The organism is Antarctobacter sp. (assembly GCF_034670325.1).
Lineage (GTDB): Bacteria > Pseudomonadota > Alphaproteobacteria > Rhodobacterales > Rhodobacteraceae > Antarctobacter.
This window is the reverse complement of sequence record NZ_JAXMNR010000004.1, coordinates 91,751-104,808: the sequence shown is the minus strand read 5'-3', so window position 1 is coordinate 104,808 and position 13,058 is coordinate 91,751. Positions and strand designations below refer to the sequence as shown.

Annotated in this window: 13 protein-coding genes and 1 pseudogene; 5 read left to right on the top strand and 9 right to left on the bottom strand. The window is 61.3% G+C overall.

Translation table 11 applies throughout. The features are described from left to right. Nucleotides 1-14: 14 nt before the first annotated feature. The 4 genes from VOI21_RS11070 to nthB all read right to left on the bottom strand — a co-directional run bounded on the left by VOI21_RS11070 (nt 15) and on the right by nthB (nt 2,309). Nucleotides 15-545: a DUF1097 domain-containing protein gene (locus VOI21_RS11070; protein ID WP_323769932.1), complete on the bottom strand. Its 531-nt coding sequence runs from the start codon at nt 543-545 to the stop codon at nt 15-17. Nucleotides 546-712: 167 nt separating this feature from the next. Beyond that, a complete protein-coding gene (locus VOI21_RS11065) occupies nt 713-898 on the bottom strand; it encodes a CbtB domain-containing protein (RefSeq protein WP_323769931.1) in 186 nt (61 codons plus the stop codon). 44 nt (nt 899-942) lie between these two features. Beyond that, the gene (nthA, locus tag VOI21_RS11060; RefSeq protein ID WP_323769930.1) at nt 943-1,563 is read right to left on the bottom strand and encodes a nitrile hydratase subunit alpha; all 621 of its coding nucleotides are present in this window, start codon (nt 1,561-1,563) and stop codon (nt 943-945) included. A gap of 71 nt (nt 1,564-1,634) precedes the next feature. Then, nucleotides 1,635-2,309 carry a nitrile hydratase subunit beta gene (nthB, locus tag VOI21_RS11055; protein WP_323769929.1) on the bottom strand — a complete coding sequence of 225 codons (675 nt, stop codon included), beginning with the start codon at nt 2,307-2,309 and terminating at the stop codon, nt 1,635-1,637. 477 nt (nt 2,310-2,786) lie between these two features. Here nthB and VOI21_RS11050 point away from each other — a divergent pair, with 477 nt between their 5' ends. Beyond that, a complete protein-coding gene (locus VOI21_RS11050) occupies nt 2,787-3,230 on the top strand; it encodes a DUF1636 family protein (protein ID WP_323769928.1) in 444 nt (147 codons plus the stop codon). A gap of 205 nt (nt 3,231-3,435) precedes the next feature. On the opposite strand, the gene VOI21_RS11045 is transcribed toward VOI21_RS11050, so the two are convergent. After that, nucleotides 3,436-3,834 (bottom strand): hypothetical protein, encoded by a 399-nt coding sequence (locus tag VOI21_RS11045; protein WP_323769927.1) that lies wholly within the window; start codon nt 3,832-3,834, stop codon nt 3,436-3,438. A 75-nt stretch (nt 3,835-3,909) separates the two neighbouring features. Here VOI21_RS11045 and VOI21_RS11040 point away from each other — a divergent pair. Beyond that, nucleotides 3,910-4,373: pseudogene (locus VOI21_RS11040) on the top strand (IS3 family transposase); the annotation flags it as partial. A gap of 57 nt (nt 4,374-4,430) precedes the next feature. Here the strand turns inward: VOI21_RS11040 and argE are convergent. Genes argE through VOI21_RS11020 form a run of 4 tightly spaced genes read right to left on the bottom strand, consistent with a single transcriptional unit; the run spans nt 4,431 to nt 8,754 of the window. Next, entirely contained in the window at nt 4,431-5,591 is a 1,161-nt protein-coding gene (argE, locus tag VOI21_RS11035) for an acetylornithine deacetylase (protein ID WP_323769926.1), read from the bottom strand. A gap of 40 nt (nt 5,592-5,631) precedes the next feature. Then, the gene (locus VOI21_RS11030; protein WP_323769925.1) at nt 5,632-6,504 is read right to left on the bottom strand and encodes an endonuclease/exonuclease/phosphatase family protein; all 873 of its coding nucleotides are present in this window, start codon (nt 6,502-6,504) and stop codon (nt 5,632-5,634) included. A gap of 3 nt (nt 6,505-6,507) precedes the next feature. Beyond that, nucleotides 6,508-6,879: a hypothetical protein gene (locus VOI21_RS11025; RefSeq protein ID WP_323769924.1), complete on the bottom strand. Its 372-nt coding sequence runs from the start codon at nt 6,877-6,879 to the stop codon at nt 6,508-6,510. A 30-nt stretch (nt 6,880-6,909) separates the two neighbouring features. Then, a complete protein-coding gene (locus VOI21_RS11020) occupies nt 6,910-8,754 on the bottom strand; it encodes an ABC transporter ATP-binding protein (protein ID WP_323769923.1) in 1,845 nt (614 codons plus the stop codon). 252 nt (nt 8,755-9,006) lie between these two features. On the opposite strand from VOI21_RS11020, the gene VOI21_RS11015 reads away from it, so the two are divergent. From VOI21_RS11015 to VOI21_RS11005, 3 genes are all read left to right on the top strand, one after another. Further along, entirely contained in the window at nt 9,007-10,704 is a 1,698-nt protein-coding gene (locus VOI21_RS11015; RefSeq protein ID WP_323769922.1) for a peptide ABC transporter substrate-binding protein, read from the top strand. A 96-nt stretch (nt 10,705-10,800) separates the two neighbouring features. Beyond that, nucleotides 10,801-11,808 carry an ABC transporter permease gene (locus tag VOI21_RS11010; protein WP_323769921.1) on the top strand — a complete coding sequence of 336 codons (1,008 nt, stop codon included), beginning with the start codon at nt 10,801-10,803 and terminating at the stop codon, nt 11,806-11,808. Beyond that, nucleotides 11,801-12,805 carry an ABC transporter permease gene (locus tag VOI21_RS11005; RefSeq protein ID WP_323769920.1) on the top strand — a complete coding sequence of 335 codons (1,005 nt, stop codon included), beginning with the start codon at nt 11,801-11,803 and terminating at the stop codon, nt 12,803-12,805. Before VOI21_RS11010 ends, VOI21_RS11005 begins: the two co-directional genes overlap by 8 nt. Nucleotides 12,806-13,058 lie beyond the last annotated feature (253 nt).

Sequence of the window (13,058 nt, the reverse complement as noted above, 5' to 3'; positions counted from 1 at the left end):
AATCGGTCCCGGCCTCAGCCGGCCACCTCTGCCGGTCGCGCCAGCAGGTCGGATCCCTTGGCCGAGGCCAGAGCGAAACAGGCGCCCAGCATCATCGACACCGGCAGCACCACGTAAGAGCTGTTGAAGGACAGCGACCAAAGCGCCTCGACCGTGAACCGGTCCGGCGTTTGCAGCAGAAAGGCAAAGGTCGCCGCATAGCCGAAGGTCGTGCCGGGAATGGACGTCAACGCCGGGATGTTCGCGGCGAGGATGTAAAGCGCGATGCTGACCGCCACGACCAGCGCCGCCCAGACCGCACCGCCGATAACCTCGGCCATCGGGACCGCAACGATGATCAGTGCGGTTGTCGAGGCGACAAAAACCCCGAACGCGTTGGAAATGATCGTGGTCCGAAAGGCCGCCGCATCGCCGCCAAGGGCATAGAAACAGGCCCATGCCACAAAGGCCGCCCAGATCAGGATGGTCCCCATCGTGAGGAAGAACCAGACAGCGACAAATCCGCAAACCGAAACACTGATGGCAAGTGACGTGATCTTGGACATGTTGTCCTCCTTGTTTCCCATGCGCAGCTCGCGCCCCGGGTGTCTGTTGTTCGTTTTCCGCAGGTTCGCGGTGCGCCCTTACTGTCCGGGCAGGCACTTTGACCTGTTCAAGACAGATCTGCCGTTAGTCTGACCACCACTTTGGCGGTCAGACCTTGTGCCCCCGCTCAGTGGCAGGGAAAGCCGATGGCATGACGTGTGTCGTGTGCCGCGTTATGCGCCATCGAGGTGTTGGACAGCCCCACACCAAAGACAAAGACAGCACCCAACGTGAAGAGGACGAGAGAGGATTTCAGCCGTTCGGAAACCCCGGCGACCCTGTTGTCCTGAACGGTGATGGTTCCATTCTGCATTGTTTTTACATCCATATTCTTGGTTTCGATTGATGGCTTGGCAGTCAGTTGACGGTCACAAGGTCGAGGCCCTGCATCGCCTCGGTCGAGATCAGGTCGGCCAGCTTTTCCTCGCTCCACCCTTCGGTGCCTTCCGGGCGGGCGGGGATGACGAAAAAGCGGATCTGCGCGCTACTGTCCCAGATCTCGATCTTCGTTCCTGGGGCGAGGTCGACGTCGAACTCCTTGAGCACTTCACGCGGCTCGCGGACAATGCGCGCCCGGAAAGCCGGGTCTTTGAACCAGTATGGCGGCAGACCCAGCAGCGGCCAGGGCCAGCAGGAACACAGCGTGCAGGTCACGATGTGATGCACCGAAGCCGTGGACTCGACCGCTTTGAGGTTCTCACCCTCGATGCCGTCGCGGATGCCCAGTTCGGCGATCGCGGCGTTGCAGTCGGCCAGCAGCCGCGCCTTGAACGCCGGATCAGTCCAGGCCTTTGCGACAACCTTGGCGCCGTTGAATGGGCCCATTTCGGTGTCGAAGAAGTTGATCACGCGATCGACCGTGTCCTGGCCGATCAGGTTCTTTTCCCGGAACAGGGATTCCAGGGCCTTTGTGCGCGCCGCGTAATAGGACTCGGTCTCGCGCAGGTGGTGGTGGTGGTCGTGGTCTTTGTCAGACATGTTCGTTTCCTTGGTTTCTCGGGGGCATGGTCGGCGCTGGGGCACCGGACATGCGGGCCTTGAGCCGCGGTTCAGGCCGCTTCCAGATAGGTTTCAAAGACTTCGCTGTAGAGCGTGTCGTCGGTGTCGGGCCGCTCGGGCCAGATGTCGCGGGTCATGAACTTGACCCGGTAGATCGGCTGGGGCGTGCTGATGCTGTCGGTCGGAACGCTGTCAGTGTAGAGGATCGCCTGAGGGTAGACCTCTTCGACCACGCCGACCTTGTTGCGCAGATAACCGATCAACCGGGTGTGCACCGCAGAGGCCGGATCCAGCACGCGCACCTGCTGGCCCACTTTGAACACCGGGTTCAGCGCCACGTCGCGATAGGGATTGTCGCCGGTGAACATGTAGTCGACCACTTGGTCGGTGACGGCCGGGTTGCCCTTTTCCGGCAGCGGGGATTCCGGATTGTCGAGGTAGTACTGCGTCAGCTCTTCGAGCTCAGCCTCGTTGATGTAGTTCCGCTCGATCAGAAAGGCGGTCATGCCGCCCAGCCATTTGATGTAATAGCGGTACTTGAAGTAATCGAGCGGGTTCATCCCTTCGGCTTTCACCCGCAGATGTGGCCAGGCCCAGATACCCGTCCCCATCATGCACATGTGGACACCGAACAGCTGTTTTTCCCACTCTTCGACAAAGACCTTCTTTTCGGTACTGACGGGGCCCACGTTTTCGAGACCACCTAGAAATTGTTGCAACTTCATCGTCGCTCCTCCGTGCTGAGCACAAAAAAAGCCCCCATGATCCTTAGGATCGTGGAGGCCACATTGCCGTGCGCTGAATGCGCTTATTTCCGGACCGGATCGTCTCTGGTCCACGATCAAATGGTGGCACGCACTTTTTCATCCAACAAGATTTTTTTTGGGACACACGCTTTGGGACGCGGAAATCAACCCGAAATCGACCCGCTTTGGCGGTGGGTGCCTAAAATTTAATCACATACGTAAGCGATTGCTTTCAAGTAGCTTTTACCCTTGTCGGGTCGCCTTTCGTGCCTTTCAAGGGCGCAAACGAAAAAAGTTCGGGACATCTGCATGTTTTGGCGCGAAATCGCGTTCGTGGCGCCAGAATCGCCCTTTTTTGCGGGTCACGATGCCTCGGCTTTCAGGTCCACAGAAGATTTCGACTTGACCCTTTTGCGCCGCGCTCAGGATACTCCGGGATGATACTGCCTGCCCGAAATGATCGCTGAACACATGACCCGGAACCTGCACGAAATTCACATATGCCGGACCTGCTGCAGGACGGACCACGCGCCCTCAGGGGCCGCTCTTGGCGTAAGACTGCGCGCAGCCCTCGCCAACGAGGCAGGCTTGTCCGGCGTGAAGGTCCGCGACGCACGCTGCATGCTGACCTGTGGCTCGCCGGTCGCCGTCAGTCTGACCTGCCCCGGAAAGATGTCTTATCTCTTTGCGGACGTGCAGGCGGAACACGATCTGGACAACCTGCTGGCCCTTGTCCGGCTATACGTGGCAAACCCCGGCGGCATCATCAACGATGCGCGCCCCATCGGACGCTTGCGCCATTGCCTGAAAGGGCGGCTGCCAGCGCCCCTTCCAGTTGGAGATGAGACGAACCTTTGGGAGGAATCGGATAAACGCGCACGAAACCGCGAAGGAAGTTGAAACAGAATATCAATATCTTGAGTCTTGGACCCAAGAGGCAGAAGGAGATCGCAAAGGGAAACGAAGAGGCCGTGGGAAATAGCATCACGTCCAGTCAGGAAACCCGTCGCCTCCGTCCGGATTTGATAGCAGTTTCAAAATCTTACGTCGAAAATGGAACGTCGTCTGTTTATTAAATCCCACTGATTCAGAATGATTTTTCCACTTAGGACTGCACTGCGGTTTTTCGATTTGTAATCGTCCGTCCGTTGTTCATCTGATATTGTGACGCCACTTGTGCTGGCAGCAGCGCGGCATTTGCGAAGTTCATGCGGATCTCAACGCCATGCCGTGCGCGCGCGTTTTCGATCAGCGTGATCCGTTTGATCAGCATCGAGAGATATGTGCTTGCCTCATCGACGTGCTCTGCCTCGGACAGTAAGTCCTCCATCTGCTGAACGGCACGATCATAGGCTTCGCCGGGGTCTTCCATCACCGATGCCTGGGTGGCCATCTTGGCCTGTTTTTCTGCGATCCGTGCTGTGAGGGCATCGACTTGCCCCTGCAGCGCCTCCGTTTTTGCTTTGAACGTCGCGTAGGGCGCGCACTCGGCAATAGCGGTCATGATGCCGTTCAGGCCACGCTGTTTGAACCGCCCCGAGTCTGTCGGAGACCATCAACTTGAGAAAGGATGATGGTTCTGACGAAAAGCGAAATGGCAAATCGCTACTCGCCTCAGGTCCGCGCATGTGCGGCTAGGATGGTCTTGAGCATCAAGGCTCCTATGAGACGCAGGCGGGCGCAATCGCGGCCATTGCCCCCAAAATTGGCTGTATTCCGCAGACTCTGCGCGAATAGGTTAAGAAGGCGGAGAAAGACAGCGGCATGCGCGACGGTGTGACCACTGAGGAGCGCGACCGCCCACTAAAGCGATGATCGCCTTCATTCACTGCCCGGCAGGGCATAGCGAAGCAATGTCCCGAGAGGGGAAGATCAGCGCGTTGTCTATCGCGTCGAGTCGATCTGCAGGGATCCGCCGATCACGCCGTCCCTCGCCCGGCAGGCGAATGCAAAGCAGTCTGCCGAGTGAGGACTTGTTACCACCGCCAGACGCGCCTCGCTGATCCGTCCAAAGCTTCGGCGCGATCTCAGCGCGACACGGATACCGGACTTCTGTCTTCAATTACAAACAACGGCCGGTCAGCGCGCCCGTCCCCCGCCTCAGGCCAGACGCTCCAGCAGATGTTCCATGAACGCCTGCCCCGCCTGGAACTGCGCCAAGGTGATGTATTCATCCGGCTGATGCGCCACGTTGATGCTGCCGGGTCCGCAGACCACCGCCTTGTATCCCGCCTGCTGGAAATGGCTCGCCTCGGTGCCGTAGCTGACAAAATTCTCCGAGTTGTCGCCGGTCAGTGCGCGCACCAGCGCCTCGGCGGTGTTGTCCTCTTCCGGGGCAAAGGGTGGCAGTTCGAATTTCTCGATCAGCTCAAAACCGGTATCGGGGCGGACTTGCTGCATCTCGGCACTCAGCGACGCGCACTTTTCCTCGGTCAGGCGGCGCCACTGGTCCAGCGTTTCTCCCGGCACGACGCGATAGCCAAGCCCGAACTCGCAGTCCTTGGCGCTGATGTTATGCGCGGTGCCGCCGTGGATCATGCCGACATGGACATTGGTGTAGGGCGGATCGAACAGCCCCGCCATGCCCACAGGATCGCCCGCTTGCAGATCGGCATTCAGCTGGTTGGCCCAGTCAATCATCTTGGCCGCCCACATGATCGCGCTGACGCCGGTGTGCAGCAGCGAGCTATGCACCTCAAAGCCATGCACATGCACCCAGTAGTTCACCCCGCCCTTGTGGCCGGTGACCGCCTTCATCATCGTGGGTTCCCCCACGATCACATCGCTCGCACGCGGCAAAACCTGCATCGCCTCGATCAGCGGCGGCGCGCCGGTGCAGCCGATCTCCTCATCGTAGGACAGCGCGATCTGCAAGGGGCGGGTCACGCCGCGCCGCTTTGCCTCGACCAGCGCCCAGATCGCCAACGCGTCAAAACCCTTCATGTCGGTGGTGCCGCGCCCGTACAGCCTGCCGTCCTGTTCGGTGACGGCGAAGGGCTCAAAGTGCCAGTCCTGCCCGTCCACCGGCACCACGTCGGTGTGCCCCGACAGGATCACGCCGCCCCCCGCATCCGGTCCGACATGGGCAAACAGCGCCGCCTTTTGCGGATCGTCGGGTTTGACGTGCCGCTGCGCGTCAATGCCGTGGCTGGACAGATAGTCCTGCACCCAGTCGATCAGCGGCAGGTTGGTATCGCGGCTGACGGTGGGAAACCCCACCAGTTTTTCCAGCAGCGCGCGGGGGGACAGCACCTCGGCCAAAGGGAACCTCTTTGTGTTGTGGGCGAACGGCCTATGCCTGTCACGGAAGCGACAGGTCCGCAACCACCGGGTAGTGATCCGAGGCCCAGTCACCCGCCCGCTTGCCACGGATGGCCCACGGACGCGCAGACAGGGTCAGACCGTCGGTATGGGCGAACCGGTCAATTGGTCCGAACAGGTGCAACCCACGGTCAAAGTGAAAACTGGCGGCCCCCGGCTCGACCGTGGACAGGCCGCCCGCCCGCAGGATGTTCACGGTGCGCCAACGCGACAAGGCATTCATGTCGCCCAGGACCAGCACCGGCACGCCCTGTTTCAATACAGGTGCCACATGCGCCAGAACCGTCCGCGCCGCGTGTCGCCGCCGCGCCGCTCTGTGGAAATGAAAATGGACGTTGTAGACCCGCAGCGACCGCCCGCGCCAGTCCTCGAAATCCGCCCATGACGAGTAATACAGCCAGAAACCACGCGCCTTGCGCTCTTGCGCGACGACGTCGGGCGGCTCATGCAGGAACCACCCCTGATCCACCAGCCGCAGCCTGTCGGTGCGGTAAAAGATCGGCTGCCGCGTGGGAAAGTTGCGCCAATCGCCGCTTGCCGCTACCGCGTAGCCGGGATTGCGCGCGAGCAGCCAGTCCCGGGCAAGGTTCACGCTGCGGTCGGCATCGGGGCCAATGCTCACCATCTCCTGAAAGGCCATGAGATCGGCGTTGGCCTCTTTGAACACCGCGTCCAGCGCGTGTTTGCGGGCCTCCCAATCGGTCACGGACCACGCGCCGCGCTGCCGGTTCAACCGGATGAAATGCACGTTGTGGCTGGCGACCCGCAGGGCGTCCGGCGACCGTTCCGGCGCTGTCGGGGGCTGCCCGCAGCCGATCAGAAAACCCGTCAGGATGCCCAGCAGCGCGCGCATGGCTCACTCCTCCGGAGCAGGGGTCTGGCGCAGCCATTGCCCGTCGAACCATGAGGTGTACCAATCCGGGCGCTCTGCCTCGATGGCGCGCAGATACCGGGCTGCCGTGCCGTAATCGTCCAGCGCAAGACTGATATAGCCGTGGTCGCGTGACGGCATCAGGACATGCATCTGAAATCCGCCCTGCCGGGCAAAACCGTTGCCCCGATCGTTCCAACGAATACCGGGCACATGGCGCTCAAAGACCGCTCGGGTCTCTGCCACCGGACCAAACGGCAGGCTGGGGTTTTCGGGCACCAGTCCTGTCAGATAAGGGCTATCGTCAAGGCAGGGATCATCAGGAGTTGCCGGCGGCGGACCGTCGAAGCGGTACATCAGCACTCCACCAGCCACGACTTACCCCCATCAGTATCCGCTGTCGGTGGTCAGCACCATATGGCCGGGGCTGACCTCTTCGTAGACCGAAGGCGCTGCCTCGTAGTCCACCGGGTGGATCGGAGACGGGATCGGTTTGAAGTTCAGGTCCTTTTCCGACTTGCGGCGACGCGGGTCGGCGATGGGCACCGCCTTCATCAGGGCCTGCGTATAGGGATGGCGCGGGTCCTCGAACACGGCGCGGCGGGGGCCGAGTTCGACGATCCGGCCCAGATACATCACGCCGACGTTGTGGCTGACCCGTTCGACCACCGCCATGTCGTGACTGATGAACAGATACCCCAGCCCCATGTCGGCCTGCAATTCCATCATCAGGTTGATCACCTGCGCCTGCACCGACACGTCCAGCGCGCTGACCGCCTCATCCGCGACGATCAACCGGGGCCGCAGCGCCAGCGCACGGGCAATGGCGATCCGCTGACGCTGGCCGCCGGACAACTCGTGCGGATAGCGGCGCATGAAACTGCGCGGCAGTTCCACCCGGTCAAACAGGCCCGCAACGTGATCCATGACCGCGCTGCCGCTTTCGATCCTGTAGTTATGGATCGGTTCCGCCACCTGATCGGCCAGCTGGATCTGCGGATTCAGCGAGGCAAAGGGATCCTGAAAGATCATTTGCATGTCGCGCCGCGCCTCGCGCAGACCGCTGGGCGACAGGCCCATGATGTCCTTGCCGTCAAGATCGATAGTGCCTTTGAGGGGTTCGACCAGTCGCAGGATGGACCGGCCAGCGGTGGACTTTCCGCAGCCGGACTCACCAACAAGGCTGAGCGTCTGCCCCTTATTCAGGGTGAAAGACACATCCTCGACCGCGTGGACGTTGGCCACCGTGCGGCGAAAGAAACCACCCTTGACGGGAAAGCGCGTGGTCAGACCCTTGACCGTCAGCAAGCGCTCATTTGTGCCTGGGATCGGCTTGACCTGTTGGTTGTCGTGGCCGACCAGCTTCATCGGTTCGGGCAGATCGGTGCCGGTCATCTCGCCCAGTTTGGGGACAGCCGCCAGCAACGCCTTGGTATAGGGATGCTGCGGGTTCTCGAAGATCTCCTCGACGGTGCCTTCCTCGACCTTGTTGCCACGGAACATGACCACGACCCGGTCCGCCATCTGGGCGACCACGGCCATGTCGTGGGTGATGAACATCACCGCCGTGCCGGTTTCCCGCTTGAGACGGTCCATCAGGGCCAGGATCTCGGCCTGAATGGTCACGTCAAGCGCGGTGGTGGGTTCATCCGCGATCAACATGCGCGGCTTGCAGGCCATCGCCATGGCAATCACCACCCGCTGCCGCATCCCGCCGGACAGTTCGTGCGGATACTGGGTCAACCGGCGTTCGGGTTCTGGGATGCGCACCTCGCGCAGCAATTCGATGGCGCGCGCGTCGGCCTGTTTGCGGGACATGCCGCGATGCACGCGCAGGCCCTCTGTCAACTGCTTGCCGACGGTGAACACCGGGTTCAGCGCGGTCATCGGCTCCTGAAAGATCATGCCGATCTCATTGCCGCGAATATCGCGCATCTTGCGCTGGTCCATGGTGCGCAGATCGACCGACCCGCCCTCCTTGCGGTCGAACATCAGCTTGCCGCCCGCGATGTCGCCGCCGCCGTATTCCACCAACCGCATCAGCGCCAGCGAGGACACCGATTTTCCGGACCCGGATTCGCCAACCACGCAGACCGTCTCACCGGGGCCAATGTCGAAACTGACGTCCTCGACGCCCACCACCGGGCCGTCCTTGGTCTGGAACTCGACCCGCAGTTTCTCGATCCGGGCGATGGGTTCCTTGGTGGCTGTGTCCGGTGCCGTATCCAGCATTTTTCGCGCTCCCCAGCTTCTGATTGTCGAGGCTATGGGTTGGGCGCGCGCCCTGTAAAGACCCACTGTGCTTTTACGTTAGGCAAAGCTTGCATTTTGTGCATCTTCTGCTTTCGATGGGGACGGAGTGGGGTTTCCGGCGTATCGTTGCCAGATCTGCGGTTGCATTGGTCGCTACGGCGTGCCGATTATCTCACCACAAACAAAGGGACCGGAGGAGACATCCGGTCCCGTCCAACATGGAGTGACATTATGAAACTCAAGTCTCTATTGCTTGGGGCCGCTGCCGCAATGGCGCTGGCCCCTGCTGCATTTGCCGAACGAGGATCGGACGGCGACGTCAAGATTCTCTATTGGCAAGCCCCTTCGATCCTGAACCCCTTCCTCTCGGGCGGCACCAAGGACGTGGAATCGGCCTCGATGATCATCGAGCCGCTGGCGCGCTACAACGAAAACGGAGAGCTGGTGCCCTGGCTGGTCGAAGAGATCCCGACCGTCGCAAACGGCGGCGTGTCCGAGGACCTGACCCAGATCACGTGGAAGCTCACCCCCGGCCTGAAGTGGTCGGATGGTTCTGCCTTTACCTCGGCGGATGTGAATTTCACCTATGAATACTGCACACACCCCGAAGGCGGCTGCGCGCAGCTGACCAAGTTCGAGGGCGTGACCTCGGTCGAGACACCGGATGAGACCACCATCATCGTCACATTCGACGCGCCGACTCCCAACCCCTACGGCCCCTTCGTCGGCGGTGAGAGCCCGATCCTGCAGAAAGCCCAGTTCGAAAGCTGCATGGGCGCCGCGGCATCGACCTGCACCGAGCAGAACTTCAACCCGATCGGCACCGGCCCGTTTGTTGTCACCGAGTTCAAGCCGAACGACGTGATCACCATGGTCGCCAACGACAACTACCGTGATCCGGCGAAACCCGCCTTTGCCAGCGTGACCTTCAAAGGTGGCGGTTCGGCTGCGGCTGCGGGTACGGCCGTGATGGAAACCGGCGAATTCGACTACGCATGGAACCTGCAACTGGCCCCCGACGTCATCGCCAAGATGGAAGAAGGCGGCAAGGGCGTGCCGGTCGCAGGCTTTGGCCCGCTGCTGGAACGCATCATGCTGAACAACACCAACCCCGATCCGGCGCTTGGCCCGGATGAGCGTTCGGTGATCCGCCCGCACCCGTTCCTGTCCGACCCCGCCGTCTACAAGGCGATGTCGATGGCCATCGACCGCCCGCTGCTGGTTGAGATCGGCTATGGTCAGGCCGGTCGCGTATCCTGCTCCTGGGTGCCCGCACCTGCCGCCTTTGCCGTGGAAATCGAAGGCTGCGACGTGCAGGACCTCGACGGCGCCAAGGCCATGCTGGACGCCGCAGGCATCGTCGACACCGACGGTGACGGCATCCGCGAAAAGGACGGCGTGCCGCTGTCGATTGTCTACCAGACTTCTGTCAACGCCGTCCGTCAGGACTTTCAGGCGCTGATCAAGGACTGGTGGGAGCAAATCGGCATGGAAGTCGAGCTGCGCTCGATCGACGCCTCGGTCTTCTTTGGCGGTGACGCGGGTTCGCCCGACACCTTCCAGAAGTTCTATGCCGACGTCGAGATGTACGCCAACACCTTCAACGGCACCGACCCGCAGGCCTATCTGGGCAACGGGCTGTGCGACAAGGCACCGCGTCCCGCGACCCAGTGGCAGGGTGAGAACATCAGCCGCTTCTGCGACGAGGAATTCGACGCCCTGCACAAGCAACTGTCCGAAACCGCCGACATGGCCGAGCGTTCGCGCATCGGCAAGGAACTGTCGCGCATGGCGTTCGAGCGTGGTTCGATGATCCCGCTGGTCCACCGTGGCCGTCTTTCGGCACACGCCAACAGCCTTGGCGGCGTCAAGCTGAACGTCTGGGACAGCGAACTGTGGAACGTGGCCGACTGGTATCGGATGGACTGATCCCGTGAACCGGGGCGCACACTGCGCCCCGCCCGCAGGCCGGGTATGATCCCGGCCTGCCCCCCCGGCCCTGTGCCGCAATAAACTGAGGCGCCGATGCTCTCATTCGCGACGCGACGTCTGATCCTAACGATCCCGACGCTTCTATTCATCAGCTTTGTCATCTTCATGCTTCTGCAACTCGCCCCCGGAGATCCGATGGCGAACGTTCCGTTGACCGTCCCCGATGAGGTCAAACAGAAGATGCGGGAGGCCCTTGGACTGGGCGAACCGCCCCTTGTGCAATACTGGAAATGGCTGGTTCAGGTTTTCTGGGTCGAGCCGCGAGTTTTTCTCGACTGGCTCTTTGGCACCAACATGACAGAGGGCGTGCAACGGGTGATCTCGTGGCAGACCCGGTCGCCGGTGATGGACATCATCATCCAGCGCATTCCGCAGACGCTTTGGGTTGTGGGCACGGCCTATATCGTCGCCATCCTGATCGCCCTGCCCGTCGGCATCTACTCTGCCTACCGGCAATATTCGGTCTTTGATCAGGCCGGCACCTTTGTGACCATGATCGGGTTTTCGATCCCGCCCTTCTTCACCGGGCCGCTGCTGATCGTGATCTTTTCTGTCCAGCTTGGCTGGTTTCCGTCAATCTACGACACCACGCTGCGAGTGACCGACTGGGCCAGCTTCAAGGTACAGCTTGGCCAGATGATCATGCCGGTACTGGTGCTGGCGTTGCAGATCACGGCGCAACTGTCGCGCTACATGCGCGCCTCGACGCTGGACAACCTCAATCAGGACTATGTGCGCACCGCCCGTGCCAAGGGCCTGTCCGAGGCGATTGTCGTCAACGTCCACGTTGTCCGCAACTCGATGATCCCGGTCGTCACCGTGATCGCGCTGGGGATACCGTCGATCTTTGGCGGCGCCATCATCACCGAGAACGTGTTCAAGGTGAACGGCATCGGCCAGCTTCTGATCACCGCGCTCAGCGCCAATGACCTGCCCATGGTCATGACATTGACCTTCATCTTTGCCGTGCTGATCGTTCTCTTCAACCTGATCGCTGACGTCCTCTACGGCCTGCTCGACCCGAGGATCCGCTATGACTGACAGCCCGCAAAACGATGTGATCGTCACCAAGGACATGCCTTTGCAGGCCATCGAGGCGCTACAGGACAAGGAACCGTCCAAACCGCCAAGGTCGCGTGGCAAGGACGTCTGGGACCAGTTCAGCAAACACAAGGGCGCGATGTTCGGCCTTGGGTTCCTGACCTTTATCACGCTGGCCGTGCTGGTCGGCCCCTGGATCTATCAGGTCGATCCGCAAAAGATCGACATCCGCAACAAGGACTTTCGCCCGATCTATGTCGCGCTTTGGGATTCCGGTGCCAAGACCGGCTGGCTCAAACCCTTCGGCTCTGACCAACTTGGCCGCGACCAGCTGGCGCAGATGATCGCCGGCGGGCGCGCCTCGATGGCGGTCGGCTGGGCGGCGATGATCCTGAGCCTTGTGATCGGCACGGCCGTCGGTGTGGCGGCTGGTTTCTTCAAGCGACTGGACGGTTTCCTGATGCGGACCACCGACCTGTTCCTGTCACTGCCCATCCTGCCGCTGGTCCTGTTGGCGGTGACACTGTTCCGACAACCCCTGCGGGCAAACTTTGGACCCGAGGGCGGCATGTTCATCCTGATCGTGACGATGATCGCCATCACCTCTTGGATGCCGACCGCGCGGATCGTGCGCGGCGACATTCTGGCCATCAAGGAGCGCGAGTTCGTGCTGGCGGCCCGGTCCATCGGCACCACCCCGTTCAAGATCATACGCCGCCACCTGCTGCCAAACGTGCTGTCACCGATCATGGTCTCTGCCGCACTTGGTCTGGCGACGGCGATCATCACGGAATCGGCGCTGTCGTTCCTCGGGGTCGGCTTTCCGTCGGACTTTCCCACATGGGGCAAGATGCTGGCCGACGCCGTGGTGCGGATGGAGGAATTCCCCGAACGTGTGCTGTTGCCCGGCATCGCCATCTCGCTGACCGTCTTGTCGGTGAACTACGTGGGCGACGGGTTGCGCGATGCACTGGATCCGCGCATCCGGGGCCGCTGAGTCGCGCCTCTAACGGACACGATCCTTTAAAGGGCGGCCATGCTGGGCCGCCCTTTTTCATGGCTGCGACGGCTGAAACCACTGCTTTGCGAAAAAAGGATAACCCCGCGTCCCAGTTGGTTCTGCGCCGAACACTGACCCGCACTCCTGCGATCCGGTCGGTCAATACATTCCAGCCGGGACGTCACAACTGGGAAACTGTTCCGGTATCCAAACAAGGCACCATAGGTTATGTGCTTGCCAAGTACCTCCA

Excerpts from the sequence above, each read along its gene's own strand:
- VOI21_RS11050 (WP_323769928.1), top strand. The coding sequence starts at position 2,787 with ATGATCGCTGAACACATGACCCGGAACCTGCACGAAATTCACATATGC.
- VOI21_RS11045 (WP_323769927.1), bottom strand. The coding sequence starts at position 3,834 with ATGACCGCTATTGCCGAGTGCGCGCCCTACGCGACGTTCAAAGCAAAA.
- VOI21_RS11030 (WP_323769925.1), bottom strand. The coding sequence starts at position 6,504 with ATGCGCGCGCTGCTGGGCATCCTGACGGGTTTTCTGATCGGCTGCGGG.
- VOI21_RS11070 (WP_323769932.1), bottom strand. The coding sequence starts at position 545 with ATGTCCAAGATCACGTCACTTGCCATCAGTGTTTCGGTTTGCGGATTT.
- VOI21_RS11020 (WP_323769923.1), bottom strand. The coding sequence starts at position 8,754 with ATGCTGGATACGGCACCGGACACAGCCACCAAGGAACCCATCGCCCGG.
- VOI21_RS11025 (WP_323769924.1), bottom strand. The coding sequence starts at position 6,879 with ATGTACCGCTTCGACGGTCCGCCGCCGGCAACTCCTGATGATCCCTGC.
- VOI21_RS11065 (WP_323769931.1), bottom strand. The coding sequence starts at position 898 with ATGCAGAATGGAACCATCACCGTTCAGGACAACAGGGTCGCCGGGGTT.
- nthA (WP_323769930.1), bottom strand. The coding sequence starts at position 1,563 with ATGTCTGACAAAGACCACGACCACCACCACCACCTGCGCGAGACCGAG.
- VOI21_RS11010 (WP_323769921.1), top strand. The coding sequence starts at position 10,801 with ATGCTCTCATTCGCGACGCGACGTCTGATCCTAACGATCCCGACGCTT.
- VOI21_RS11015 (WP_323769922.1), top strand. The coding sequence starts at position 9,007 with ATGAAACTCAAGTCTCTATTGCTTGGGGCCGCTGCCGCAATGGCGCTG.
- nthB (WP_323769929.1), bottom strand. The coding sequence starts at position 2,309 with ATGAAGTTGCAACAATTTCTAGGTGGTCTCGAAAACGTGGGCCCCGTC.
- VOI21_RS11005 (WP_323769920.1), top strand. The coding sequence starts at position 11,801 with ATGACTGACAGCCCGCAAAACGATGTGATCGTCACCAAGGACATGCCT.